Source organism: Pseudomonas sp. W5-01 (assembly GCF_046540435.1).
GTDB classification, from domain to species: domain Bacteria; phylum Pseudomonadota; class Gammaproteobacteria; order Pseudomonadales; family Pseudomonadaceae; genus Aquipseudomonas; species Aquipseudomonas graminis_B.
In genome coordinates this window covers 59,210-84,683 of the sequence record NZ_JAXCIP010000007.1, presented here as the reverse complement: position 1 = coordinate 84,683, position 25,474 = coordinate 59,210, and the positions used below count along the sequence as shown (strand labels likewise).

The 25,474-nt window shown below is 62.0% G+C and carries 25 protein-coding genes; 9 read left to right on the top strand and 16 right to left on the bottom strand.

Annotated features, from left to right (window positions below; genetic code table 11):
- Positions 1 to 94: 94 nt before the first annotated feature.
- Entirely contained in the window at positions 95 to 283 is a 189-nt protein-coding gene (locus tag SLW75_RS21475; protein ID WP_410935388.1) for a hypothetical protein, read from the top strand.
- Between the two features lie 109 nt (positions 284 to 392).
- Here SLW75_RS21475 and SLW75_RS21470 read toward each other — a convergent pair whose 3' ends face one another.
- The 6 genes from SLW75_RS21470 to SLW75_RS21445 all read right to left on the bottom strand — a co-directional run bounded on the left by SLW75_RS21470 (position 393) and on the right by SLW75_RS21445 (position 6,617).
- Positions 393 to 1,448: an ADP-ribosylglycohydrolase family protein gene (locus SLW75_RS21470; protein WP_410935387.1), complete on the bottom strand. Its 1,056-nt coding sequence runs from the start codon at positions 1,446 to 1,448 to the stop codon at positions 393 to 395.
- A 111-nt stretch (positions 1,449 to 1,559) separates the two neighbouring features.
- Positions 1,560 to 2,177 carry a LysE family translocator gene (locus SLW75_RS21465; protein ID WP_410935386.1) on the bottom strand — a complete coding sequence of 206 codons (618 nt, stop codon included), beginning with the start codon at positions 2,175 to 2,177 and terminating at the stop codon, positions 1,560 to 1,562.
- A 158-nt stretch (positions 2,178 to 2,335) separates the two neighbouring features.
- Positions 2,336 to 3,217 (bottom strand): LysR family transcriptional regulator, encoded by an 882-nt coding sequence (locus tag SLW75_RS21460; protein WP_369319241.1) that lies wholly within the window; start codon positions 3,215 to 3,217, stop codon positions 2,336 to 2,338.
- Positions 3,218 to 3,275: 58 nt separating this feature from the next.
- On the bottom strand, positions 3,276 to 4,028 hold the full coding sequence (locus SLW75_RS21455) for an Asp/Glu racemase (protein ID WP_410935385.1): 753 nt from the start codon (positions 4,026 to 4,028) through the stop codon (positions 3,276 to 3,278).
- A 127-nt stretch (positions 4,029 to 4,155) separates the two neighbouring features.
- Positions 4,156 to 5,541: an MFS transporter gene (locus SLW75_RS21450; protein ID WP_410935384.1), complete on the bottom strand. Its 1,386-nt coding sequence runs from the start codon at positions 5,539 to 5,541 to the stop codon at positions 4,156 to 4,158.
- Positions 5,542 to 5,675: 134 nt separating this feature from the next.
- A complete protein-coding gene (locus SLW75_RS21445; protein ID WP_410935383.1) occupies positions 5,676 to 6,617 on the bottom strand; it encodes a LysR family transcriptional regulator in 942 nt (313 codons plus the stop codon).
- 121 nt (positions 6,618 to 6,738) lie between these two features.
- Between SLW75_RS21445 and SLW75_RS21440 the strand changes: the two genes are divergently transcribed.
- Both SLW75_RS21440 and SLW75_RS21435 read left to right on the top strand, forming a co-directional pair.
- The gene (locus tag SLW75_RS21440) at positions 6,739 to 7,914 is read left to right on the top strand and encodes a fumarylacetoacetate hydrolase family protein (RefSeq protein WP_410929813.1); all 1,176 of its coding nucleotides are present in this window, start codon (positions 6,739 to 6,741) and stop codon (positions 7,912 to 7,914) included.
- 47 nt (positions 7,915 to 7,961) lie between these two features.
- A complete protein-coding gene (locus SLW75_RS21435; RefSeq protein WP_369319246.1) occupies positions 7,962 to 9,746 on the top strand; it encodes an IlvD/Edd family dehydratase in 1,785 nt (594 codons plus the stop codon).
- Between the two features lie 204 nt (positions 9,747 to 9,950).
- Here the strand turns inward: SLW75_RS21435 and SLW75_RS21430 are convergent, their stop codons facing one another.
- On the bottom strand, positions 9,951 to 10,856 hold the full coding sequence (locus SLW75_RS21430) for a LysR family transcriptional regulator (RefSeq protein ID WP_296313260.1): 906 nt from the start codon (positions 10,854 to 10,856) through the stop codon (positions 9,951 to 9,953).
- A gap of 116 nt (positions 10,857 to 10,972) precedes the next feature.
- Between SLW75_RS21430 and SLW75_RS21425 the strand changes: the two genes are divergently transcribed.
- The 6 genes from SLW75_RS21425 to SLW75_RS21400 all read left to right on the top strand — a co-directional run bounded on the left by SLW75_RS21425 (position 10,973) and on the right by SLW75_RS21400 (position 18,628).
- Positions 10,973 to 11,980 (top strand): zinc-binding alcohol dehydrogenase family protein, encoded by a 1,008-nt coding sequence (locus SLW75_RS21425; RefSeq protein WP_410935382.1) that lies wholly within the window; start codon positions 10,973 to 10,975, stop codon positions 11,978 to 11,980.
- A gap of 69 nt (positions 11,981 to 12,049) precedes the next feature.
- Positions 12,050 to 13,219 (top strand): L-dopachrome tautomerase-related protein, encoded by a 1,170-nt coding sequence (locus tag SLW75_RS21420; protein WP_410935450.1) that lies wholly within the window; start codon positions 12,050 to 12,052, stop codon positions 13,217 to 13,219.
- Positions 13,220 to 13,503: 284 nt separating this feature from the next.
- Positions 13,504 to 13,746 carry an exodeoxyribonuclease VII small subunit gene (locus tag SLW75_RS21415; RefSeq protein ID WP_062384761.1) on the top strand — a complete coding sequence of 81 codons (243 nt, stop codon included), beginning with the start codon at positions 13,504 to 13,506 and terminating at the stop codon, positions 13,744 to 13,746.
- Positions 13,743 to 14,630 carry a (2E,6E)-farnesyl diphosphate synthase gene (gene ispA, locus SLW75_RS21410; RefSeq protein ID WP_065988422.1) on the top strand — a complete coding sequence of 296 codons (888 nt, stop codon included), beginning with the start codon at positions 13,743 to 13,745 and terminating at the stop codon, positions 14,628 to 14,630. Before SLW75_RS21415 ends, ispA begins: the two co-directional genes overlap by 4 nt.
- A gap of 158 nt (positions 14,631 to 14,788) precedes the next feature.
- Entirely contained in the window at positions 14,789 to 16,678 is a 1,890-nt protein-coding gene (gene dxs, locus SLW75_RS21405; protein WP_410935381.1) for a 1-deoxy-D-xylulose-5-phosphate synthase, read from the top strand.
- Positions 16,679 to 16,744: 66 nt separating this feature from the next.
- Positions 16,745 to 18,628: a TonB-dependent receptor domain-containing protein gene (locus SLW75_RS21400; protein ID WP_410935380.1), complete on the top strand. Its 1,884-nt coding sequence runs from the start codon at positions 16,745 to 16,747 to the stop codon at positions 18,626 to 18,628.
- Positions 18,629 to 18,645: 17 nt separating this feature from the next.
- On the opposite strand, the gene SLW75_RS21395 is transcribed toward SLW75_RS21400, so the two are convergent.
- The 9 genes from SLW75_RS21395 to SLW75_RS21355 form a co-directional block, all read right to left on the bottom strand.
- Positions 18,646 to 19,443 (bottom strand): cobalamin-binding protein, encoded by a 798-nt coding sequence (locus SLW75_RS21395; RefSeq protein ID WP_410935379.1) that lies wholly within the window; start codon positions 19,441 to 19,443, stop codon positions 18,646 to 18,648.
- A gap of 46 nt (positions 19,444 to 19,489) precedes the next feature.
- Entirely contained in the window at positions 19,490 to 20,107 is a 618-nt protein-coding gene (ribA, locus tag SLW75_RS21390; RefSeq protein WP_410935378.1) for a GTP cyclohydrolase II, read from the bottom strand.
- A 106-nt stretch (positions 20,108 to 20,213) separates the two neighbouring features.
- A complete protein-coding gene (locus tag SLW75_RS21385) occupies positions 20,214 to 21,005 on the bottom strand; it encodes a substrate-binding periplasmic protein (protein WP_410935377.1) in 792 nt (263 codons plus the stop codon).
- 11 nt (positions 21,006 to 21,016) lie between these two features.
- A complete protein-coding gene (locus tag SLW75_RS21380; RefSeq protein WP_065988427.1) occupies positions 21,017 to 21,526 on the bottom strand; it encodes a phosphatidylglycerophosphatase A in 510 nt (169 codons plus the stop codon).
- The gene (gene thiL, locus SLW75_RS21375) at positions 21,523 to 22,488 is read right to left on the bottom strand and encodes a thiamine-phosphate kinase (RefSeq protein WP_410935376.1); all 966 of its coding nucleotides are present in this window, start codon (positions 22,486 to 22,488) and stop codon (positions 21,523 to 21,525) included. The genes SLW75_RS21380 and thiL overlap by 4 nt, the downstream gene beginning before the upstream one ends.
- 37 nt (positions 22,489 to 22,525) lie before the next feature.
- Positions 22,526 to 23,026: a transcription antitermination factor NusB gene (gene nusB / locus SLW75_RS21370; protein ID WP_065988429.1), complete on the bottom strand. Its 501-nt coding sequence runs from the start codon at positions 23,024 to 23,026 to the stop codon at positions 22,526 to 22,528.
- Positions 23,023 to 23,499: a 6,7-dimethyl-8-ribityllumazine synthase gene (ribE, locus tag SLW75_RS21365; RefSeq protein ID WP_037017809.1), complete on the bottom strand. Its 477-nt coding sequence runs from the start codon at positions 23,497 to 23,499 to the stop codon at positions 23,023 to 23,025. Before ribE ends, nusB begins: the two co-directional genes overlap by 4 nt.
- Positions 23,500 to 23,647: 148 nt before the next feature.
- On the bottom strand, positions 23,648 to 24,739 hold the full coding sequence (gene ribBA, locus SLW75_RS21360) for a bifunctional 3,4-dihydroxy-2-butanone-4-phosphate synthase/GTP cyclohydrolase II (RefSeq protein ID WP_065988430.1): 1,092 nt from the start codon (positions 24,737 to 24,739) through the stop codon (positions 23,648 to 23,650).
- 17 nt (positions 24,740 to 24,756) lie between these two features.
- On the bottom strand, positions 24,757 to 25,428 hold the full coding sequence (locus SLW75_RS21355; RefSeq protein WP_065988431.1) for a riboflavin synthase: 672 nt from the start codon (positions 25,426 to 25,428) through the stop codon (positions 24,757 to 24,759).
- Between the last annotated feature and the right edge of the window lie 46 nt (positions 25,429 to 25,474).

Genomic DNA, 25,474 nt, shown 5'->3' with positions numbered 1-25,474 from the left:
AGCCTATATTCCTTGAGCTCAAACCACCGCAAATCCACAAATCAATTCCCAGGGGCTTTCGCACATGTCGCCATCAGCGACACGAGCGCGAGACATGTCGCTGAAATTCAACTATACCGACACGTTACTCACTCATCTTTACACTGACGCCACGAAAAGGGCGCTCACCACAGCGCCTTTACCATTAGAAGGATGCCCCAAGGATCAAGATCGCAGATTGATGCACACTTTGCCGGCCAATCGCGAAGCGACGCTCATGACGCGCCAGAAGCCGCCCGCGTAAAGTCGCCGACACACTCGGGAGAGGACGCCTTCCTGCCCACTCGCGAGTTGAAGCCCGAGTATCACGGCACCTAAGTCGGTAAAAGGTGATGCAAAAAAACTTTCCAGGGCTAGCCACCCGGATACCGCTTCCAAATCTCATCATCAAACTCCCCGCCATACCCCGAGAAATCCCTAGGCACGCGCTCGATATCCTCCGCCACCGCTTCAATCACCCCACGCAGCTCAAGCGGCGCAAGCCAACGATCCGGGATCGCTTCAACGCCGTGCTGAATGCCCAGTAAATGCCCGGCAATCAGCCCGGTGCTGTCACTGTCGCCGCTGTGGTTCACGGCATTGATGACGCCATCTTCGAACGATGTGGCAGTCAGTGCGCACCAGATGCCAATGGCCAAGGATTCCTCCGCGATCCATCCGCCGCCCAATTCCTCGATCCGCTCGGGGGTGGGGCGGTGGCCTTCGTAGCTAAAGAAGAGAACGCGTTCCACAATCGCTCGGGTTTCCTCCATTCCAGGTTTGTCCCCGTGCTCGGCCAGGCTTTTGGCGATGGCGTCTTCGAGGCTGTCTTGGCGGTCGACGATGCGCTGGAGAATGTCGGCGAAAAGACCGCCCGCCATGTAGCCCGTCGGGTGACCGTGGGTCAGACGGCCGGAGTCAGCGGCGACGTCGAAGGCGTTGCGGAAGAATGCGCACGGCGCAACGCGCATGACGGCGCCACAGCCTTTGCTGTCGTTTTGAGCGAAAGAGCCAAATTCCGTACTGGCCTTCAGTGCGCTTAGACAGGTGAGGCCGGGCGCGCGGCGGGACCACAACTCGCGCTCCTTCACCAGCCAGCCATCCAGGCTGACGCTTGTGATGGCAGGCGAGTAGTCCTGAGTCATCAACCAGCGCAACAACGCATGGTGGATGACGCCGGGTATGTGGCAAATACCGCGGGAGACACCGCGCACATGGGCGCGCAGCAGACCTTCAGCGGTGAAGAGCATCATTTGCGTGTCGTCGGTGATGGCGCCCACGCGGCCGTAAGCCGGGGCGAAATCGACGATGCCACGCGCACCGAATGTCGCGTGGATGTCGTTCCATTTGAGAAATTCAACCGGCGCACCCAGCGCATCGCCCACCGCGCCGCCGAGCAGGCAGCCTTTGATCCGTTCAAGTCTGTCCATCTGTGCTTCCTTGCAGTAACTGCATCATGGTTGGAGCCGTTTGAGCGTTTTTTGAGTGGAAACGAGAGGATCATATGCTCGCAGGGCGGATCGGTGTTCCCTTGTACGCCCTCACCGCCCCATCTGCCTAACCCCAAGCATCACAATCACCGCCCCACACGCCCGATCAATCGCCTTTTTCTTGCTGGCATACACACCGGCAATCCGAGGCCGTGACAGCGCGGTCGCGATCAGTGCGTACCAGGCAGATGACACGAGGCCGACCATCGCCAGCATCGCCGCGAAGGTTTCAAACTCGACATGGCTGGGTGCGGCAGCGGAAAAGATCGCGGCGTAAAACGCGACTGACTTGGGGTTGGCGATGTTGGTTGCGACGCCCTGTTTGAAGGCGCTTCGCAGGCTGGGCATCTGGCCGGCCCGGGCATTGAGTGTGGGGGGTTTACCGGAGGCGAATATCAGGCGCATGCCGAACCAGACGAGGTATCCCGCGCCTAGGCATTTGACGACGAACGCCAGCCACGGCAGCAGCGAGAAAACCGCGCCAATGCCCAGGATGGCGCATGTCGCCCAGAACAGATTCACCACCACGATGCCCGCCACCAGCATCAGTGCGTGAGCCGTTGTCGCAGAAACCGCTTTGTGCGCGACCGCCACGAAGTTGGGGCCGGGGATGATCACGCCGGCACAGTAGACCGAGAAGACAGCTGTTACGGCGGGCCAATTAACCATGTGAACGCTCCTTGTTGTCGGGTATCCAGCGGCTGGCGGATGAGATCAGTGTCAGGCAGCCCCTCACCAGCCTGCGTGACTCATCGAAGGAAGCAGCAAGGCGGGTCACCGCACCTGCAGTTCCATTCGGCGATAGTCGAGGATAACGGCGATCAGCCTCACCCCGCCAACACATGCCGCAAAAACAACGCTCCCGCCACCGACAGACCCTCCCTTGATCTCACACAAACATTGAGTTCGCGACTGGCCCATTCCTCTTCCAGCTGAACCACTTTCGCGCCGTCCATGCGGTAAATCCCTACGCTGCCCTCGGGCATGATGCCAATGCCGACGCCGGCCTGAACCATCAGGCTCAAAGCGTCATAGCTGGCGACTTCCATGCGGATTCTCAGGGAGCGGCCGAGGTCATTGGCGGCTTTGATTAGCTGGAAATTCAGGTGGGTGCCGCTGCGCAGGGCGACGTATTCGTGGTCGAGGGTGTCGCTGAAACGAACAGATTCGCGGCCTGCCAGCGGGTGGTCGTTGGGCACGATCAATACGAGGCGATCAGTGCGGAACGGGAAGACTTCGATGTCGGCGCCGTGGGGCAGGCGCGTGAAGATGCCGATCTCGGCGCGGTTTTCGGCGACGGCTTTGGTGATCGCCAGGCTTTGTTGTTCTTCGAGGACGATGTTGATGAGCGGGTAAAGCGCCATGAACGACTTGATCAGGCCGGGCATGAATTGGGTGATGGCGGAGATGTTGGCGAGCACGTGCACCGAGCCGCGCGTGCCGTTGGAGTAGTCGCGCATCTGCAGGACGATGTCGTTGAGGTTGTTCAGTGCGCTGCGGGCCATGAACAACAGCGACAGGCCGGCGTCGGTCGGCGTGATGCCTTTATTGGTGCGGGTGAGCAGTCGCGAGTCGAGCAGCTCTTCCAGTTCGCTGAGCCGCTTGCTGACGGCCGCTGCCGCGATGTGTTCGCGCTTGGCGGCGGCAGCGATGGTGCCTTCTTCGACGACGCTGACGAAGAGGCGCAGCGAGACAGGGTCGAGTTTCATGTGGGGTACCGGGCGTGCTGGCCTGAGTGGCCGCCATAGTACCCCGTCAGGCATCGCCTCAGAACGCGCCGGATAACAGATGGCCGGCGTTGGGAACCTGCGGTTTGAGGCCGAGGGTTTTAAGCATCTGGTAGACGGTCGCCACGGACGCGGACAGCACCGGCTTATCCAGCCGATCCTGTACGACCTGGATGGCGGGCAGCGACGGCATCTGCACGCAGCACGACAGCACGACGCCATCGGCTTGCCCGATGTTGAGCCGGTCGGCGTGGGAAACCAGATCCATCGGGTCGAGGCGACCGACTTGCAGGTTGTCGGAGACTTCCAGGCTGATGGCGTCCACCACCTCGATTCCGGCCGCTTCGATGTAGTCGATGACCTGTTGGGTGAGTGGCTTCATGTAGGGCGTGATGATGGACACTTTCTTGTAGTTGAGCATCTGCAGGCTGTCGATCAGCGCGCCGGCCGAGCTGAGCACCGGTGCGTCGGAGGCGTTGGTGGCGACGGTTTTGCTCAAGCGCTCCTGGGAGACTTTATGGTAGCCGGCGCCCTGGCACATGATTGCCACCAGGCAGGCATACGCCATGACATCGACCCGCGCATCGCTCAATTCCAGCGCGCAGCGGTCGCTGTCGATGTCCATCTTCTTCAGTTCTTCGGGGCTGACTTTCATCATGCGCATGCGGGAGGAGTGGAAGGTGAAGCGCTCGTCCGGAAACAGGGAGTACCGCGACGTGAGCATCGCCGGGATCTCGGTTTCCATGGTGGTGTTGGAGCTGGGGACGATCTGGCCAATCCGGAAATTTCTCACAGGTTCTTCTCCATTTCGCCGACGGCGAGGTCATGTGCGACCGATGCTAGGAGTGACCGTGAGCGGCGTATATCAGGCAATGACGAGCCTGCCATCGCGGCTGGCGATGGCAGGCCCTGATTCTCGTCTACGCGTGAGAAAGCACCTCGCCCCGCGCAGGCGCTTCGGCCTTGTGATTGCCCAGCATCGCCCGAGGGATCGACAGGATCAGTCCGGCGCTGATGAACAAGCAGGCGCCCAGCACGTAGGTGCCGTTGTTGATGTTGCCGGTGAGGTTCTCGGCGACGGCGGTGATCATCGAACCGGTGAAGCCTGACAGGTTGCCGATGGCGTTGATCATGCCGATCCCCGCAGCGGCCGCGACGCCGGACAGCACGGTGCCCGGCAGGGTCCAGTAGATCGGCATCAGGCTCAGCACGCCGGACGCGGACACACTGAGGAAGATGATCGACAGCACCACGTTGCTGGCGAAGTAGGCGCTGAGGATCAAGCCGATGCCGCCGATGATCGCCGGAATCGCTGCGTGCCAGCGGCGCTCGCCGGTCTTGTTGGAGTGCCGCGCGTTGAGGGTCATGGCGATCACGGCGATGCCATAGGGAATGGCCGTCAGCAGGCCAATGTCCATCGGGTTGGAGACGCCGGCGCTTTTGATGATCGATGGCATCCAGAACGCCAGCCCGTAGAACCCGGTGTTGAACGTCAGCAGGATCAGCACCAGCAGCCATACGCGTCCGTTGAAAAACACCTCGCGCAAATTCGTCGCCTTGCCTTTGCTGTCATTCTCCAGATTGGCCTTGAGCATGGCCTTTTCCTGGGGCGATAGCCATTTGGCCGCGTCGATGTTATTGGCCATGAACGCCAGCACCACGAAGGCCATCACCACCGAAGGCAGGCCTTCGATGATCAACAGCCACTGCCAGCCGGCCATGCCGTTGACGCCCTGCATTCGGGTCATCAACCAGCCGGAAATCACACCGCCCAGCGTCAGACTGATCGGCATCGCCATCAGGAAACCCGCCATCACCCGGCTCTGCCGACGGGTAGGAAACCAGTAGTTGAGGTAAAGGATGACGCCGGGAAAGAAGCCTGCCTCACAGATGCCGAGCAAAAAGCGCAGCACGTAGAACATGGTTTCCGACTCGATGTGGAAAAACTTCGCCAGCGGCACGGTAAACGCGACGGCCATGGACACGATGGCCCACGTGAGCATGATCCGGGCGATCCAGAACCTTGCGCCGAAGCGATGCAGCAACAGGTTGCTCGGGACTTCGAAGAGGAAATAGCCCCAGAAGAACATGCTCGCGCCGAGGGCATAGATGGTGTTGCTGAATTGCAGGTCGTTGAGCATGTCCAGCTTGGCGAAGCCGATGTTCACGCGATCGAGATACGCCGCCATGTAACACAGGCGCAGGACGGGAAGGATGCGCAGAATGACTTTGCGGTAGGTGCGGTCTTCAAAGTTGGCGTGCCCGGGACCCGAGGACTCGGGCAGGCGCTGGGAAACGGTTTCCATGGTGGGACCTCCAGGCACTCGAGGGCGCCTGTATTGTTGTTATGTGAGGGTCGAAACACGGGCCGATGGTACTGACAACGGCATTGATTAGGATAATGACTTGTTTCCATTGATTGATAACGCTGCGTTATCGCCTATTGATGGGCCAGCCTTGCATTTGCCAGCAGGATCTCGGCAAATTCCGATGCAGCTCCGAGTAACGGCTCACCACGGCGGGTGAGAATTCCGTAATCCTGGGGTGCCAGTTTCAGCGGCGTATTCAGCACTTTCAGCAAGCCGGAATCCAGATGCGGCTGCGCCATCGAGGCTGGCAACATGGCGATCATCGGCCCTGCCTGCAGCACCTGGAGAAAGGTCTGCATGGAGATGGTGTCGATGGTGTTCTTTGGGGTGGGGATGCCGGCTTTGGCGAAGGCCTGCTCCATCCGTGCGCGAATGGGCGTGCCCAGCGGATACAGAATCCATGGCCAGTTTCCGAGCGCTTGCAGCGGCGTCTGCGGCAATTCAATCAGCGGGTGACGACTGTTGACGACCATGCAGAATGGCTCCGGCGCCAACGCCCGAAAGTCATACACCTGCTGCTGGTTTTCGTTGGTGTAGCGCGCCACCGCGAGATCAAGCTTCTTGTCGTCGAGCATTTCCATCAAGTGATCGCTGGTCTGCTCGACCACCTCGATTGACAGCAGCGGCCAGCGCGCTTTCAACTGCACGATGGCTTCCGGCAGCACCACCGCGGTCGCCGCGAAGATCGCCCCCACCTTCAGGAAACCATGCCCGCCCTCGCGCAGACTGCTGATCTGATCAACGAACTTGCTCGCGTCGTTCAGGGCGATCTGCGCGTAGCGAACCACGTGTTCACCGAGGGCGGTCGGCGGCATGTTCCGCGGCAGACGCTCGAACACATCAAAGCCCAGCAGCCGCTCGATCTCGCGCAGCATTTTGCTCACCGCCGGTTGGCTGAGGTTCATATGTTGCGCCGCCGCGTGCATGTTGCGAGTGCGCGCGAGGGTTTCGATAAGCACCAGATGCTTGAACTTGAGCCAGTTACAGACCGTGGAAAATGAAATGTCCGACATGAGCGCGGCCTCAATAAGCGATAACCCAATGTTATCGATTCTTAAGCAGATGTCATTGGAGTTTATCGACGGCGCTGATTAGGGTCGTTGATAAATCATAAAAAGCGTTGAGGACTTCACCATGCCGATTCAGCTCACTCCCGAAAACACCCTCCCCGCCGACGGCCTGAATGGCACGCTGATCGGCCGCGCCTGGGTGCCCGGTAAAGTTGGCGGCCCGTCGCCCGTGGTGGTGCGTAGCGACGGGGTGTTCGATCTTTCATCGAGCTTCGCCACGTTGAGCGACTTGCTGGAGGTCGACTCGCCATTGGCCGCCGTTCGCGAAGCCCAGGGTACGCGCGTCGCCAGTCTCGAAGAATTGCTGGCGAATTCGACCGCAACGCCCGATCCCAACAAACCATACTTGCTGGCACCGGCGGACCTGCAAGTGATCAAGGCCGCCGGCGTGACCTTCGCGGCGAGCATGATCGAACGGGTGATCGAGGAACAAGCGGCGGGCGACCCGGCCAAGGCGGAGAGCGTGCGCGCCATCGTGCAGAACGCGATTGGCGACAACCTGCGCAACATCAAACCGGGCTCCGAACAAGCCCGCACACTCAAGGCGCTGCTGATCGAACAAGGCATGTGGTCGCAGTACCTTGAAGTCGGCATCGGCCCGGACGCCGAGATTTTCACCAAAGCGCCGGTGCTGGCGGCAGTGGGCAGCGGCAGCCAGGTGGGCATTCATCCGAAATCCGAGTGGAACAACCCCGAGCCGGAAGTGGTGCTGGCGGTGAACAGCCGCGGGCACATCCACGGCGCGACCTTGGGTAACGACGTCAATCTGCGTGACTTCGAAGGCCGCAGCGCGCTGCTGCTGAGCAAGGCAAAGGACAATAACGCCTCGTGCTCCATCGGCCCGTTCATTCGGCTGTTCGACGAAACCTTCTCCCTGGATGACGTGCGCAACTGCGTGGTCGATCTGCAGGTAAAAGGCGATGACGGCTACGTGATGAAAGGCTCAAGCTCGATGTCGCAGATCAGCCGCGATCCGGCCGACATTGCTGGACAGGCGCTCAACGCCAACCATCAATACCCGGACGGCTTCCTGCTGTTTCTCGGTACCCTCTTCGCCCCGACCGCCGACCGTGACCATGCCGGCGGTGGTTTCACCCACAAGTTGGGCGATCAGGTCAGTATCAGCAGCAGCCTGCTCGGCGGGCTGCACAATGAGGTGACCCACAGCAGTGACGCGGCGCCGTGGAGGTTCGGCGTCGGCGCGTTGATACGCAATCTTGCCGTGCGCGGTTTGTTGTAACGCTGAACACCTACGCAGCACACCTAATTCCAAGAGAGACCCGAACCATGTCCGACACGCCGAAACGCCCCCTTCGCAGCCAGCAATGGTTCGATGATCCGGAACACGCTGACATGACGGCGCTGTACGTCGAGCGCTACATGAACTACGGCCTGACCCGCGAGGAGCTGCAATCGGGCCGACCGATCATCGGCATCGCCCAGACGGGTTCTGATCTGGCGCCCTGCAACCGTCATCACCTTGAGCTCGCCCAGCGGGTCAAAGCCGGCATCCGTGATGCGGGCGGCATTCCGATGGAGTTTCCGGTGCACCCGATGGCCGAGCAGACGCGCCGGCCGACCGCGGCCCTGGACCGAAACCTGGCGTACCTCGGGCTGGTGGAAATTCTTCACGGCTACCCGCTGGATGGCGTCGTTCTGACCACCGGCTGCGACAAAACCACGCCAGCTTGCCTGATGGCGGCGGCGACCACCGACCTGCCGGCCATCGTGTTGTCCGGCGGGCCGATGCTCGACGGTCGTCACAAGGGCGAATTGATCGGTTCCGGCACGGTGCTGTGGCACGCGCGGAATTTAATGGCGGCCGGCGAGATTAATTACGAAGGCTTCATGGAAATGACCACCGCCGCGTCGCCGTCGGTCGGCCACTGCAACACCATGGGCACGGCGCTCTCGATGAACGCGCTGGCCGAAGCACTGGGCATGTCGCTGCCCGGTTGCGCGAGCATTCCGGCGGCGTACCGCGAGCGCGGGCAGATGGCGTACATGACCGGCAAGCGCATCTGCGATCTGGTCCGCGAAGACGTTCGCCCTTCACAGATCATGACCCGCGAGGCGTTTGAAAACGCAATCGCGGTCGCCTCCGCGTTGGGCGCTTCAAGCAACTGCCCGCCGCACCTGATCGCCATCGCCCGGCACATGGGCGTCGAGTTAAGCCTCGACGACTGGCAGCGCATCGGCGAAGACGTGCCGTTGCTGGTCAATTGCATGCCGGCCGGGAAGTATCTGGGCGAAGGCTTCCACCGCGCAGGCGGCGTGCCGGCGGTGATGCACGAGCTGCAGAAGGCGGGCAAGCTGCATGAAGACTGCTATACGGTCTCCGGCAAAATCATCGGTGACATCGTGCGCAACGCCGTCGCCCACGACACCGACGTGATTCGTCCGTACGAAGACCCGCTCAAACACCGCGCGGGCTTTATCGTGTTGAGCGGTAATTTTTTCGACAGCGCGATCATGAAGATGTCGGTGGTCGGCGAGGCGTTCCGCAAGACCTACCTGTCCGAGCCCGGCGCGGAGAACAGTTTCGAGGCGCGAGCGATCGTGTTCGAGGGCCCGGAGGACTATCACGCTCGGATCAACGATCCTTCGCTGGAAATCGACGAGCGCTGCATTCTGGTGATCCGTGGCGCTGGCACGGTCGGTTATCCCGGCAGCGCCGAGGTGGTGAACATGGCGCCGCCGTCTGCGCTGATCAAACAAGGCATCGATTCGCTGCCGTGCCTGGGCGATGGCCGGCAGAGCGGCACCTCGGCCAGCCCTTCAATCCTCAATATGTCGCCAGAAGCAGCGGTGGGCGGTGGCCTGGCGCTGCTGAAAACCAACGACCGGCTGCGCGTGGATTTGAATAACCGCAGCGTCAACGTGCTGGTCAGCGACGAGGAAATGGCCGCACGCCGCGCGCTGTTCGAGCCGAAGATGCCCCCCTCCCAAACCCCGTGGCAGGAGCTGTATCGGCAGTTGGTGGGGCAGTTGTCCACTGGCGGATGTCTGGAGCCGGCAACGCTGCATTTGCGGGTGATTGCACGCAGCGGCGAGCCGCGGCATTCGCATTGAGCAGCCGCGCGCGCTCTTGTAGGAGCGTGGCTTGTCCCGCGATCGGCGACGAAGTCGTCGCAAAACCTGTCATCTGGGTGTGGAAGGTTTCCCGAGGTAGTCAATTTACGGCTGCTTTGCAGCCGATCGCGGGACAAGCCACGCTCCTACAGGGACATCATTGTGCCGAGAGTTGCGCCATGGACGCAGAGGGTTGGACAGCACTCACAACAACGCCGGCAACCCCTTTTCCATGCCGGCAAGGCGGTTTTTCAACAGCGAGTGCAGCTGTTGCACCGCCGGGGAAAACTGTTTGCGGTGCGGGCAGACCAGGTTGAGCGGGGTTGGCTCGCCCGGGTAATCCGGCAGCAACAGTTCCAGCCGCCCGGCGCGGACGTCCTCGCAGACATCCAGCCACGACTTGTACGCCACGCCCTGCCCGGCCACCGCCCAGCGTCTCACCAGATCAGCGTCATCGGTGAGCAACGGGCCTGACACCGAGAACACCCGGCCACCGAGCCGCCACTTGTCATACACCCGGCCCGCCAGGGTGAACAGCAAGCACTCATGGCGCAGCAAATCGTCGGAGACCACGGGTCGGCCCTTGCGCGCCAGATACTCGGGCGATGCCACCAGCACCCGGCGATTCCACGGCGCCAGCGCCAGCGCGATGTAGTTAGCGTCTTCGATCACGCCGTAGCGAATCGCAACGTCCACCGGATCGCGAAACAGATCGGCCACTTGATCGGAGATAAACAGGCGCAGATTCAGCGCCGGGTGCTGACTGCGAAAATCCGTCAGCCAGGGCAGCAGCATGTTTCGCCCCAGATCCGAAGGCGCCGCCACTTGCAGCGTACCTTGCAGCTCAGCGCTTTCCCGCTGCAGCTTTTCCCGGCCATCCCGTAAGGCATCGAGCACCGTCTGGGCGGTCGGCAGGTACTGCTCGCCTTCAGCGGTGAGGCGCAGGCTGCGCGTCGAACGGGCAAACAGGCGAATATCCAGCTCTCGTTCGAGGCGCTTGATGGCCGCGGCGACTTGCCCCGGCAACAGATCCACCTCCCGCGCAGCATTGGAAAAGCTACCCAGCGCGGCGGTGCGGACGAAGAGGGTCAGGTCGTCGATGCGGATCATTTTCACTCCAGCCGTGAAAGTGTTGCCGGATTCTGCGGGTTTTTCTGCCCAACGAACAAGAACAAGATGGGTCCAACGTTTCAGCCACCTTTTGTCCACTGACTAGAGAGATCGCCATGAAAGCCATCGCCTTCACCCAGCACGGTCTGCCCATTGAAGACCCCAACGCGCTGCTGGACATGGACCTGCCCAAGCCAACGCCCGGCCCTCGTGATTTGCTGGTCGAAGTCAAAGCGATTTCGGTGAACCCGGTCGACACCAAAATCCGCGCCGGCTCTGCCGCCATCGAACCCAAAGTGGTTGGCTGGGACGCCGTCGGCGTCGTTCGTGAAACGGGCAGCGACGTCACGCTGTTCAAAGCCGGGGACGAAGTGTTCTACGCCGGCTCCATCGCCCGCCCGGGCAGCTACAGCGAATTCCACCTCGTCGACGAGCGCATCGTCGGGCACAAACCCAAGAGCCTCGACAACGCCCACGCCGCCGCCCTGCCGCTGACCTCGATCACCGCCTGGGAATTGCTCTTTGACCGTCTGGGCGTTAAAGAAGGCGGCGGCGAAGGTGACAGCCTGTTGATCATCGGTGCCGGTGGTGGCGTCGGGTCGATTCTGGTGCAACTGGCCCGCCAACTGACCAAACTGACCGTGATCGGTACAGCGTCCCGTCCGGAAACCCGCGAATGGGTCGAAAGCCTGGGCGCCCACCACGTCATCGATCACAGCCAGCCGCTGGTCGAGCAACTGAATCAGATCGGCGTCGGTCAGGTGAGCCATGTCGCCAGCCTGACCCACACTGATTCGTACTTCACGCAGCTGATTGAGGCGTTGAAACCACAGGGCCAGTTGGCGCTGATCGATGACCCGAAATCCCTCGACGTCGTCCCGATGAAACGCAAGGCCCTGTCGCTGCACTGGGAACTGATGTTCACCCGCTCGCTCTACGAAACCCCGGACATGATCGCCCAGCATGAGCTGCTCAATCGCGTCGCCGACCTGATTGACCAGGGCGTGCTGAAGACCACCCTCGGTGAGCACTTCGGCGCGATCAACGCCGAAAATCTGCGCCGCGCCCACGCCGTGATCGAGAGCGGCAAGGCCAAGGGCAAGATCGTTCTCGAAGGTTTCTAACCCTGTCCATTTTTTGAAGGGCCTGCTGCGGCAGGCCGGGAGCCGTTTGTGTCCATGAAGCAGAACATGATGTTGTCAGCGCTGGCCCTGTCAGTCGCTTTGATCAGCCAGACCGGCATCGCAGCCACGACCGCCACCGCACTACCCGCCAATGCACCGGCGGAGAAAACCATCGGTCAGCTTGAGCAGGTGTTCACCTTTCACGACGCCATGCCCACCGGCGTGACCGTGACGGAAACCGGGCGCATCTTCGTCAACTACCCGCACTGGGGCGACGACGTGCCGTTTACCGTAGGCGAAATCCGTGACGGCAAGGTCGTCGCCTACCCCGATGCAGCCATCAACAAAGAAGACCCAAAAGACCCGGCCAAAGGGCTGATCAGCGTGCAGAGCGTGGTCGCCGACGGTCAGGGCCGCGTCTGGCTGCTGGACACTGCCGCCCCGAATTTCGCCGCGCCTAAAGCCGGCGGCGCCAAGCTGGTGGCGGTTGATCTGGCCAGTAACAAAGTGGTCAAAACCCTGGTCTTCCCGGCCAACGTCATCCTGCCGAGCACCTACGTCAACGACATGCGTTTTGATTTCCGCGCTGGCAAGGAAGGCACGGTTTACGTGACAGATTCGTCGGTCTCCGGGCCCGGCGCGATCATCGTCATGGACATCGCCAGCGGCAAGGCGACCCGTCGTTTGAGCGGCGGTAAATCCACTTCGGCCGACCCTGACTTCAAGCCGGTGGTCGAAGGCCAGGCCGCCCTGGTCACCAAAGGTCCGGATGGCAAGCCGAAAACCATGGCCGTTGCGTCTGATGGCATCGCGCTGTCCCCTGACGGCAAGACGCTGTATTTCAGCGCGCTTTCCAGCCGCCACCTGTATGCGGTGCCCACCACCATGCTGCGTGATGCCAACGTCAGCGAGGCTCAACTGAACGCAGCGGTCAAAGACCTCGGCGAAAAAGGCGCGTCCGACGGCCTGGAAGCAGACGCCAACGGCGCGGTCTACGCCGGCGACTACGAGCACAACGGCATCCGCAAACGTCTGGCGGACGGCAGCTGGCAGACCATCGTTCACGACCCTCGCGTGCTGTGGCCGGACACGTTGTCGGTGGGGCCGGACGGGTATCTGTATTTCACCGCCAACCAGCTGCAGCGCCAGGCCGGTTTCCACGATGGCAAGGACCTGCGCGAAAAGCCCTACAGCCTGCTTCGGGTGAAGATCGACGCCGCGCCTGCGCCGACGCGTTGATCGTGCAGGCATAGTCAGTCGCGCGAAAGCGCAGATCCTGTAGGAGTGAGCTTGCTCGCTAAGACGGTATTTCAGCCGCTGAAGATTGAGCCGATGTGCGGCCCCCTTCGCGAGCAAGCTCGACTCCCACACTTCCATCATCTGCGGCCAACATCCGCGAGGCTGATGCAATTCTTGTGGGAGTGATGCACTGCAAGCCGTCACCTGCGTACCCCTTCTCATTTGCCCCGATGCGTGCGCTCTGCTAGTGTCGCGCCGGTTTAACGTCTACCGGGATAGCCGCCATGGCCCGCAAGAAAGCTGCACTGGATTTCGAACAGTCCCTCACGGATTTGCAAACGCTCGTCGAGCGTCTGGAGAACGGTGAGCTGTCGCTGGAAGACTCACTGACCGCCTTCGAACAAGGCATCCGCCTGACCCGCGAGTGCCAGAGCGCACTGGCCCAGGCCGAGCAGAAGGTGCAGGTCTTGCTGGAGCGCGACGGCGAACTGGCCGAAGAGCCGTTCGACGCGGAACAGCCGGAATGATCGCGGCGTATCAGGCACTCAGCCAGGCTCGCGTAAATGCGGCGCTGGAGACGCTGTTCGATGCGCCCGCCCCTGAATTGACCCGCCTTTACGCCGCCATGCGCTACAGCGTCACCAATGGCGGCAAGCGCGTGCGCCCGCTGCTGGTCTACGCCGCCTGCGAAGCCTTGGGCGGCAACGCCGAGCACGCCAACGGCGCAGCCTGCGCCGTCGAATTGATCCACGCGTATTCGCTGGTGCACGACGACCTGCCGGCCATGGACGACGACGATTTGCGTCGCGGCCTGCCCACGACCCACAAAGCCTTCGACGAAGCCTGCGCGATTCTCGCCGGCGACGGTCTGCAGACCCTGGCCTTCAGCGTACTGAGCGATAACGCACTGACCCCACAGAACGCCGAGACCCGGCTGAAGATGGTCGCTACCCTCGCCCGTGCATCCGGCCCTGCCGGCATGGTCGGCGGACAGGCCATTGATCTCGGCTCTGTCGGACTCAAGCTCGACCAGACGGCGCTGGAATTCATGCACCGGCACAAGACCGGCGCACTGATTGAAGCCAGCGTCAGGCTCGGCGCCTTGGCCAGCGGCAACGCAACCCAGGTCCAGCTCGATTCGCTGCAGATTTACGCCCGCGCCATCGGCCTGGCCTTTCAGGTGCAGGACGACATTCTCGACGTCGAGAGCGATACCGCCACGCTGGGCAAACGCCAGGGCGCCGATATCGCCCGGGACAAGCCGACCTACCCCGCGCTGCTGGGCCTGGAAGAAGCCAAACATTACGCACTTGAGTTGCGCGACCAGGCCCTCGTGGCCCTGCGACCGTACGACGCATCGGCCGAACCCTTGCGAGCCTTGGCGCGTTATATCGTCGAACGCCGCAACTGAGCGCAGGTCATAAAACTTACCGGGTGTCGGCAGCCTTGCTGCCGCTGCCTGATTTCGCCGGCAATCGTTGCCCCTGAACATCCCGTTGCTGCACATCGTGCGCAGCCGGCAATGCATCAGGTAAACTGCCGCCTCTTTTACTTATAACGATTCGCCTGATGCCCACGACGTTCAAAGAGATTCCCCGCGAGCGCCCGTCCACGCCCCTGCTCGACAAGGCAGTGACGCCGGACGGCCTGCGCCGCTTAGGTGAAGCAGAGCTTGAAGCCCTGGCTGACGAACTGCGCCTGGAGCTGCTCTACACCGTCGGCCAGACCGGCGGCCATTTCGGCGCCGGCCTCGGCGTCATCGAACTGACCGTGGCCTTGCACTACGTCTTCGATACCCCCGACGACCGGCTGGTCTGGGACGTCGGTCACCAAGCGTACCCGCACAAAATCCTCACGGGTCGTCGCGAACACATGTCGACCCTGCGCCAGAAAGGCGGAGTGGCGGCATTCCCGCGTCGCAGCGAGAGTGAATACGACACCTTCGGCGTCGGTCACTCCAGCACCTCCATCAGCGCCGCGCTGGGCATGGCGATCGCCTCCCGGCTGCAAGGCAGTGAGCGCAAGTCCATTGCCGTGATCGGCGACGGCGCACTGACCGCCGGCATGGCCTTCGAAGCGCTGAACCACGCCCCCGAAGTCAGCGCCGACATGCTGGTGATCCTCAACGACAACGACATGTCGATCTCGCGCAACGTTGGCGGGCTGTCGAATTATCTGGCGAAAATCCTCTCAAGCCGCACTTACACGAGCATGCGCGAAGGCAGCAAGAAAGTACTGTCGCGTCTGCCCGGCGCGTGGGAAATCGCCCGTCGTACCGAGGAATATGCCAAAGGCATGCTGGTCCCCGGCACGTTGTTCGAAGAACTCGGCTGGAACTACATCGGTCCGATCGACGGACACGACTTGCCTATCCTGATCGCCACCCTGCGCAACATGCGTGACCTCAAGGGTCCGCAGTTCCTGCACGTGGTCACCAAGAAAGGCAAAGGCTTCGCGCCGGCCGAGGTCGATCCGATCGGCTATCACGCGATTACCAAGCTTGACCCGCTGAACGCACCTGTCGTGCCCAAAAAGGCCGGCGGTCCCAAGTATTCCGGCGTGTTCGGCCAGTGGCTGTGCGACATGGCCGAAGCGGACGAGCGTCTGGTCGGCATCACGCCGGCCATGAAAGAAGGCTCGGATCTGGTGGCGTTCAGCGAACGTTTCCCGGAGCGCTATTTCGACGTCGCCATCGCCGAGCAGCACGCGGTGACGCTGGCGGCGGGCATGGCCTGCGAAGGCGCCAAGCCGGTTGTGGCGATTTATTCGACGTTCCTGCAACGCGGTTACGACCAACTGATTCATGACGTGGCCGTGCAGAATCTGGACGTGTTGTTCGCCATCGACCGCGCGGGTCTGGTGGGCGAAGACGGCCCGACCCACGCCGGCAGTTTCGATCTGTCGTACCTGCGCTGCATCCCCGGCATGCTGGTCATGACGCCGAGCGATGAAAACGAGCTGCGCAAGATGCTCACCACCGGCCATCTGTTCAAAGGCCCCGCAGCCGTGCGTTACCCGCGCGGCAACGGTCCCAATGCCGTGATCGAGAGCAGTCTCGAACCGCTGGAAATCGGCAAGGGTGTGGTTCGCCGTCAAGGCAGCAAAGTCGCCATGCTGGTGTTCGGCGTGCAGTTGACCGAAGCGCTGATCGTGGCGGAGCAGCTCGACGCGACCGTGGTCGACATGCGCTTCGTCAAACCGCTGGACGAGGCACTGGTGCGCGAAATGGCCAGCAGCCACGACTTGCTCGTGACGATCGAAGAAAACGCCATCATGGGTGGCGCGGGCGCGGCGGTCAGCGAGTTCCTGGCGCGGGAGAACATTCTCAAGTCGGTCCTGCACTTGGGCCTGCCGGATGTGTACGTCGAGCACGCCAAACCAGCGCAGATGCTGGCTGAGTGCGGGCTGGATGTCGCCGGCATCGAAGCGTCGATCAACCAGCGCCTGTTGAAGATGTAGCCTCTCGCAAGCGTGACCGAGGTGCAGTCCACCCCGGTCATGCCTGCAAGTTATGCGATCAATCAAATGACCCTTTCCCGTCTTGCCCTCGCCTTCTCCCTGATCCCCGCCACGCAGGTCTTTGCCGATCAGCCTGATCGCGAAAGCGCCCTGAAGCTGGACAGTGTGCTGATCAGCAGCAATCGTCAGGTCGAGCAGCGGGACGCCAGCAGTGCGGCGAACACCGTGTTCACTCGCGCTGACATCGAGCGGCTGCAACCGAGCAGCGTCACCGACCTGCTGAGTCGTGTCCCCGGTGTGCAAGTGGCGCCCAGCGGCGGTCGTGGGAGTCTGCCGGGAATTTTCATTCGCGGGACCAAGGCCGCGCAGAGTCTGGTGCTGGTCGATGGCCAGCGCATTGCCAATGCGACGTCGGCGGACAGTAATCTGCAATACCTCGACGTCGAGCAGATCGAGCGCGTGGAAGTGCTGCGCGGTTCGCGTTCGGTCATCTACGGCGCGGACGCCATTGGCGGGGTGATTCAGATATTCACCCGACGAGGCGCCGAGCAAGGGCTGCAAGCTCGGCTGCATACGGGTTTCGGCAATCGCGGCACGCAGCAGCAGAGCCTCGGTCTGTCGGGCGGCGACCAGCAAACGCATTTCAACCTCAGTACCAGTTTGGATGAAACGGCAGGCATCAACCGTACCGGCCCGTCCTTCGCCAGCGATGACGACCACGACGCCTACCGCAATAAATCCCTGAGCCTGAACCTCAGCCACTGGGTCAACGACGACGTGGAAGTGGGTATCAACGCGCTGGATAACCGGGGCAAGACCGAGTTCGACAACCCGTTCGGTCTGTTCGACCCGGTCACGTTCGACACCGTGGGTCAGCAGCAATACAGCAAGTTTGAGCTGAGCAGCCTCGGCACTTACGTCGACGCCCGCATCAACCAGACCTGGAAAACCCGTCTGGAACTGGGCCATAGCGAGAACCGCGAGAAGACGCTGGATAAGCTGAGCGACGATCACTACGTGTTCAACACCTACCGCGACTCGGTCAATTGGCAGAACGACCTGACGCTGAACGAACGCAATAGCCTGACGCTGGGGGGCGACTGGTACGAGGACCGTGTCAACAGCAGCACGGCGTTCGAGGAGGACAGCCGCTGGAACCGCGCGGTGTTCGTTCAGCACCGTTTCAAAAGCGAGCATTTCTCCACCGAGCTGGGCCTGCGCCATGATCAGAATGAGCAGTTCGGCAGCCAGAACACCTGGAGCGGCACGCTCACCGTTCCGCTCAATGACGCCAACGACGTGCTGCTTTCCTACAGCGAAGGCTTCCGCGCGCCGACATTCAATGACCTGTATTACCCGGATTTCAGCAACGCGAATCTCAAGCCCGAGCACTCCAAAAGCTACGAGCTGCAATGGCGCAGTCGTCTGAGCAAAACCGCCCGTCTTGAGGCTTCGCTCTATCGCACCGACCTGCAGGACGCGATCGCCCTCGACAGCGACTTTCGCCCCCAGAACATCGGCTCGGCACGGATCAATGGTTTCGAAGGGTCGCTTGAGCAGCAACTGTTCGGCTGGACCGGCAAGCTTGGGGCGTCGGTCATCGACCCGCGTGACCGAGACACTGGGCACACGCTCAACCGCCGCGCTCGCCGCACCCTGAATCTCGATATTGATCGGCAGTTTGATCGGCTCGGCGTCGGCGCCAGCTGGCAGGCCGTCAGTGACAGCTACAACGACGAGGCCAACACCCAGCATGTCGGGGGTTATTCGTTGTTCGGTTTGCGCAGCAGCTGGAAGGCCAGCGACGACGTGAAGCTGGAGTTCAAGCTGGATAACGCCTTGGACAAACGTTACAGCCGCACGCTGTACAGCTTCGATGGCAGCAATTACGGCTATCGCGAAGAGGGCCGGACGTGGATGTTTGGCGTGACCTGGACGCCGACGCTGTAAATGTATAGCGGCCTGATTTAGCGATCTGGCGCGATCACGCTGCACACTTTCGCCACCGCGCCCACCATTTGCCCGCTGGCTCGTTCGAGGCCATTGTCGGGCACGGCAAGCAGGTGGCCGGCTTTCACCGCTTTCAACTGCGACCAAGTCTTCCATCCCGGCAGCAACGCGGCGTCACTGGCCAGAATCACGTCCGGGTCGCGCTGCAGCACTGACTCGAGACTGACCTGAGGCGCAGGCAGTTTGAGGTCATCAAAGACGCTGCGTGCGCCGCACACGGTCAGTGCATCGCTGATGATCTGCCCCCCGCCTACCGTATAGAGCGGCTGATCCCACACTTGGTAAAAGACTTTCAACGGGGCATCGCGTCGATACCGCTCACGCAACGCGGCCAATCGCTCACGGAAGTCCTTCGCTGCCTGTCGTCCACGGTCAGCGCGGCCAAGGCGCTCACCCATCTGTTCGATCTGATCAGCCAGCTCGTTCAGCGTGTGAGGCTCGGCGGTGTAGGTGGGAATGCTCAGCCGTTTCAGTTGATCACGCTGAACCGCGCTGACGCTGCCAGGCCACAGCAGCAAAAGATCCGGCTGCAGAGTGAGCAAACCCTCGATGTCGAGCTGCCCGTATCGGCCCACCGAAGGCAGGCCCGCGACCTTCTCCGGGCGCGGGCCGCCATCGAGCACGCCGACCAACAGATCGGCAGCATCCAGTTCGATAACGATTTCGGTAAGAGAGGGTGCGAGGCTGACGACCCGCTGTGCAGCGCCGGCCTGAAAAGCGATCAGCAACGGCAGGCAGGCAATCAGTGGGCGCATCAAGGGCGTCCGGCCAGCGCCAGACCACGGCGCAGGCTGCCGCGTGTCATGCCGGGTCGACTTCGCTCTGATGCTCGTTGCCCATCATATGACCCAGCTTGCCGGCCTTGGTCGCCAGATAGAGCTTGTTGTGCGGGTTGTGGCCGGTGTGCAGCGGCACGCGTTCGGCGACGGTGATGCCCATGTCGGTCAGCGCTTTGACCTTGCGCGGATTATTGGTCATCAAACGCAGAGACTTGATGCCCAGGTGCTCAAGCATCGGCAGGCAAATGCCGTAATCGCGCTGGTCAGCGGCGAAGCCCAGGCGCTCGTTGGCTTCAACGGTGTCGGCACCGCCGTCCTGCAATTCATACGCGCGGATCTTGTTCATCAAACCAATGCCGCGGCCTTCCTGGCGCAGGTACAACAGCACGCCACGGCCTTCGGCGGCGATGGCGCGCAACGCCGCTTCAAGCTGGGAACCGCAATCGCAGCGCTGACTGAATAGCGCATCACCCGTCAGGCATTCGGAATGCACACGGCCGAGCACCGGGGCGCCATCGGATACATCGCCCAAGGTCAGCACGACATGCTCGCGACCGTTTTCCTGCTCGAGAAAGCCATTCATCTTGAAAGCGGCAAAGGGGGTAGGCAGCTTGGAAGCCGCGACAAATACGACGGGCACCGGGTGCTCCTGATCAGTATGAGGGCTGGAAATTCGCAACATTGTAACAGCAGGTTCCGACAGACGCTTAGGCTGAATTGTGAGCCAATCAGATCAACTCGTTTGATCAGTGGCTCTCGCCAGCGCGGGACTGAGCATCGCCTGAATCGAATGGATACGCATGCTTCCAGCGCGCGAAGATCGGCCGCAGCTTGCCGCTGTGCACCAGATCGCTCATCCGCACGTCAAACAGATCCCGCAGCGCATGCCCTCGGGGGGTATCCGCGAAGCCGAGATACAGAGGAATGGCAGTGAGGTAGGTCAGTCGATAGCGCTGCGGGTCGCTGGTTTGCGCGAGGATGAAGTCCATCTCCGGCTTGGCATCGATGTACAGATCCGCGCGCCCATATTCAAGCATCGGCACAATGTGGTCACGCCGGGCGACTTCGTTGAAGTGCATCACGTTGGGCAGGTAGTGCTGATACTCGTAGCCACGGACCCAGGCCAGACGATATTTGCCCAGCGTCTGTAGCGAAGGGGGAGGCTTCGAAGCCAGACCCAGTGTGTAAATTTCGTCTGTGTCGTAGTGCCACTTTGAATAAAGCGCGCCCTCGACCTCACCCTTGTAGGCGGCAATCCAGGCATCGGCCTCGCCGCGCTGCACCAGCCCGACCGCGCGGGTGTAGGGCTCAATGCGCTGCTCGACCTTGACGCCAGCCGGCTCGAAGATCTCCCGCATCAGGTCCCAACCCAGCCCCGTGCCGTCGATTTCGGTGTAGCGAATCCAGTGCTCGCTCACCAGCAGGATGTCGGAGGGTTTATCAGACATCGGTGCAATGGTTGCAGCGCCGGCAGTCGCCCAGACACTCGTCATCATCAACGCCAGACTCAGCAGCCATACCCCGCCTGAACGCCTCATGAGCGCAGCCCCTACATCACGGCCCACAACCAGACCAGCCCTTGCATCGCCAGCCATGCGAAGACACCGGCCAGCACATCATCGAGCATGATGCCGACGCCCCCGTGAACGTGCTTGTCGATCCAGTGGATTGGCCAGGGCTTGAGGATGTCGAAAAAGCGGAACACCAGGAAACCCACCAGCAGCCAGACCCAGCCTTCGGGCACCAGCCACAGGGTGATCCACATGCCGACCATCTCGTCCCAGACGATGCCTTCATGGTCATGAACACGCAGGTCGTCGGCCACCTTGCCGCACAGCCAGAAGCCGAACAGCATGGTCAGGCCGAGCATCAGCCAATAGCCCCAGTCCGGCAGCATTTGCCACAACGGGATGAACGGCACGGCGACCATCGAGCCCCAGGTGCCGGGCGCTTTGGGCAGTGTGCCTGAGCCGAAACCGAAGGCCAGGAAATGCCACGGATTGGTCCATACCGACGGGGGAACGTTTTCCGCCGGGACCTGATTAGGATGATCTGTCACCGTGTCTCCTGAAAATGTTGATAGCCCCGAGTCAACGGGGTGACGTCCTGCCCAAGTGCGTCAACCAGCGCCAAGCCGTGGCCTTCGACCACTCGACCCAGAACGAAAACAGGCAAGCCGGCAGCCTGCAGTTCAGCCAGCCATGATGGCGGCAACGTGAAAGCCAGTCTGTAGTCATCGCCCCCACTGAGCGCGGCATTCAACGCCGCGTCAGGCCCGAATAACGTCAGCAGCGCGTCAGACATCGGCACTTTCTCGCGCTCCACCAGCAAACGCACGCCCGATGCCGCTGCGATGTGTCCACAGTCGGCGAGCAGTCCGTCGGAGATGTCCAGCGCCGCGCTGGCCCGGCCGCGTAACGCAATACCCAACTCAAACTGCGGCTGCGGCGACCAGTAACGCGCCAGCAAGGCCTGAGTGGTAGACGCCTCGGTGCTGCGCTGGTTCAACACCAACGGCAGCGCCCCGGCCGCGTCGCCCAGCGGACCGCCCACGCACAACAAATCGCCAGGCCGCGCGCCGCTTCGGGTCAAGGCTTGCCCGGTCGGGACTGTTCCGAAGACAGTAAGGGTCAGGCTCAAGGGACCGCGCGTGGTGTCGCCGCCGATCAGGCGCAGGCCGCAGCTCTGGGCCATGGTATTCAAACCACGGGCGAACGCTTCCAGCCAGCCGGCGGAAACCTGCGGCAGGGTCAGGGCAAGGGTGAACGCGAGGGGACTGGCGCCCATGGCGGCCAGGTCGCTGGCCGACACGCCGAGTGCGCGCTGGCCAAGCAGGAAAGGATCGCAGGCGTCGGGGAAATGCACCCCGGCGACCAGCGTGTCAGTGGAGATGGCGAGTTGCTCGCCAGCGGCCACCGACAACAGGGCGCAGTCGTCGCCGATCCCCAAGGCAACGCCTTCGCCGGGCTGCGCGCAGGGCGCAGCGGCAAAGTAATTGCGGATCAGCTCGAACTCGCCCATGGCGGAGACGCTCAGGTTCTGGAGAAACCCAGAAGCCTCAGCGCTTGTGCGCCTTCACTTCGACTTCGCGCAGACGCGGAGCCAGCTTGTCGAGCACGCCGTTGACGAACTTGTGGCCGTCGGTCGAACCGTAGACTTTCGCCAGCTCGATGCCTTCGTTGATCACCACACGGTACGGCACGTCGATGCGCTCCAGCAGCTCCCAGGTCGACAGACGCAGGACAGCGAGTTCAACGGGGTCCAGCTCTTCGATGGTCAGGTCCAGACAAGGCGCCAGCGCCGCGTCGATCTTGTCCTGATTGGCCGGGACACCGTGCAGGATGTCGTGGAAATAGCTCGCATCGACGGAGGTGAAGTCGTTGTCGACGCGGAATTGGGCTTCGATTTCGTTCAACGACTGACCAGCCATGTGGCGCTGGTAGAGGGCTTGCATCGCCATCTGGCGAGCTGCGCGGCGCTTTTCGCTTTTGGAGGGCTTGCCGGCGTCTGCCGCACGTGGATCACGCGGGTTGAACTGATCGCTTTCGTCGTTAATCACTTGGCCTCCAACTGCGCCAACAGGCTGACCATCTCAATGGCGGACAGCGCAGCTTCGGCGCCTTTATTACCGGCCTTGGTGCCGGAACGCTCGATCGCCTGCTCGATGGAATCAACGGTCAGGACGCCGAAGGCTACCGGCACGCCGAACTCCATGGACACCTGGGACAGGCCCTTGGTGCATTCGCCAGCAACGTATTCGAAGTGCGGGGTGCCGCCACGAATGACGGCGCCGAGCGCGATGATGGCAGCAAATTCGCTGCGTTGAGCGACCTTCTGCACCACCAGCGGGATTTCGAACGCGCCCGGTGCGCGGATGATGGTGATGTCGCTTTCGCTCACGCCATGGCGAACCAGGGCATCAACGGCACCGCTGACGAGGCTTTCGACGACGAAGCTGTTGAAGCGGCCAACCACCAGGGCATAGCGACCTTGGGGGGCGATGAAGGTACCTTCGATGGTCTTCAGGGTCATTCGGCTGAGTCTCGTGTTCTCGTATTAAAGAGCATGAAAGCGCGCATAGGGCGCGCGCTTTCAGGGATTTTAGGCCACGAATCGGGCGACTGCCGGGACAAAAACCACCAACGGCTGAATGCTGTCGGGGCCTGTCACCTGCCGGCCTTTATTCGGAGGGCACGTATTCTACAACTTCCAGATCGAAACCGGATATCGCATTGAACTTCATTGGTGAACTCATCAGGCGCATTTTGCGTACGCCGAGGTCACGAAGGATCTGCGAACCGGCACCGACGGTACTGTAAGTGGTCGGCGTCTTGATCGGTGTGCCGCCGGCGGTTTCACGCACATGGGCCAGAACCGTGTCGCCATCGAGCGGGTGACCGAGCAGCAGCACCACGCCGCTTCCAGCCTCGGCCACAGTCTTCATGGCAGCGCGCAGGCTCCAGCGGCCGGGCTGTCTGACCATCAACAGGTCGCGCAGCGGGTCCATGTTGTGCACGCGAACCAACGTGGCTTCTTCTGCGCAGATCTTGCCCAGCGTCAGCGCCAGGTGGACGTCGCCTTCAACGGAATCGCGGTAGGTCACCAGATTGAAATGGCCCAGCTCGCTGTCGAGGGGCTGTTCGGCAATCCGCTGAACGGTACGTTCGTGGATCATCCGGTAATGGATCAGGTCGGCGATGGTGCCGATCTTGATGTTGTGCTCGGCCGCGAAAGCTTCCAGCTCCGTGCGACGGGACATGGTGCCGTCGTCGTTCATGACTTCACAGATCACGCCGGTCGGCTCGAAGCCGGCCATGCGCGCCAGATCGCAGGCTGCTTCGGTATGGCCTGCGCGGGACAGTGTGCCGCCGGCCTGGGCCATCAACGGGAAGATGTGGCCAGGGCTGACGATGTCTTCGGCTCTGGCCTCTTTGGCCGCAGCCGCCTGAACGGTGCGCGCGCGGTCGGCGGCGGAGATCCCGGTGGTGACGCCTTCGGCGGCTTCGATGGACACGGTGAACTTGGTGCCGAAGCCCGAGCCATTGCGCGGCGCCATCAACGGCAGTTTCAGGGTTTCGCAGCGCTCGCGGGTCATCGGCATGCAGATCAGGCCACGGGCATAACGCGCCATGAAGTTGATGTGCTCGGCCTTGACGCACTCGGAGGCCATGATCAGATCGCCTTCGTTCTCGCGGTCTTCGTCATCCATGAGGATGACCATCTTGCCTTGGCGAATGTCTTCAACCAGTTCTTCGATGCTGTTGAGCGCCACGCGGCACCCCCTTCGATTCAGGATTTGAGGTAGCCGTTGGCGGCCAGAAAGCTTTCAGAAATGTTGCCGCCCTGGGCCGGCGTCGGGTCGGCCGCTTTGTCACCGAGCAGCAAACGCTCGAGGTAACGCGCCAGCAGGTCGACTTCCAGGTTGATCTTACGGCCCGCGCGGTAGTCGCCCATGATGGTTTCGGCGAGGGTATGCGGGACGATGGTCAGCTCGAACTCGGCGCCATTGACTGCGTTAACGGTCAGGCTGGTGCCGTCGACGGTGATCGAGCCTTTGTGGGAGATGTACTTGGCCAGCTCGCGGGGGGCGCGCAGGCGGAACTGGATCGCACGGGCGTTTTCTTCCCGGGACAGCACCTCGCCGACGCCGTCGACGTGGCCGCTGACCAGATGGCCACCCAGGCGCGTGGTCGGGGTCAGGGCTTTTTCCAGATTGACCCGGCTGCCGGTCTTCAGATCGACGAACGCAGTGACGTTCAAGGTTTCGCGGCTGACGTCGGCCCAGAAGCCGTCGCCTGGCAGCTCAACAGCGGTCAGGCAGACCCCGTTGACCGCGATGCTGTCGCCCAGCTTGACGTCGGAGAGGTCGAGCTTGCCGGTCTCTACGTAGACGCGGACGTCGCCGCCTTTCGGAGTGATGGCGCGGATGCTGCCGATGGATTCGATGATGCCGGTAAACATGGGTGCTCCTGGAAAACAGGGCCAGCGCTGAACGCGAAAGCCGGAA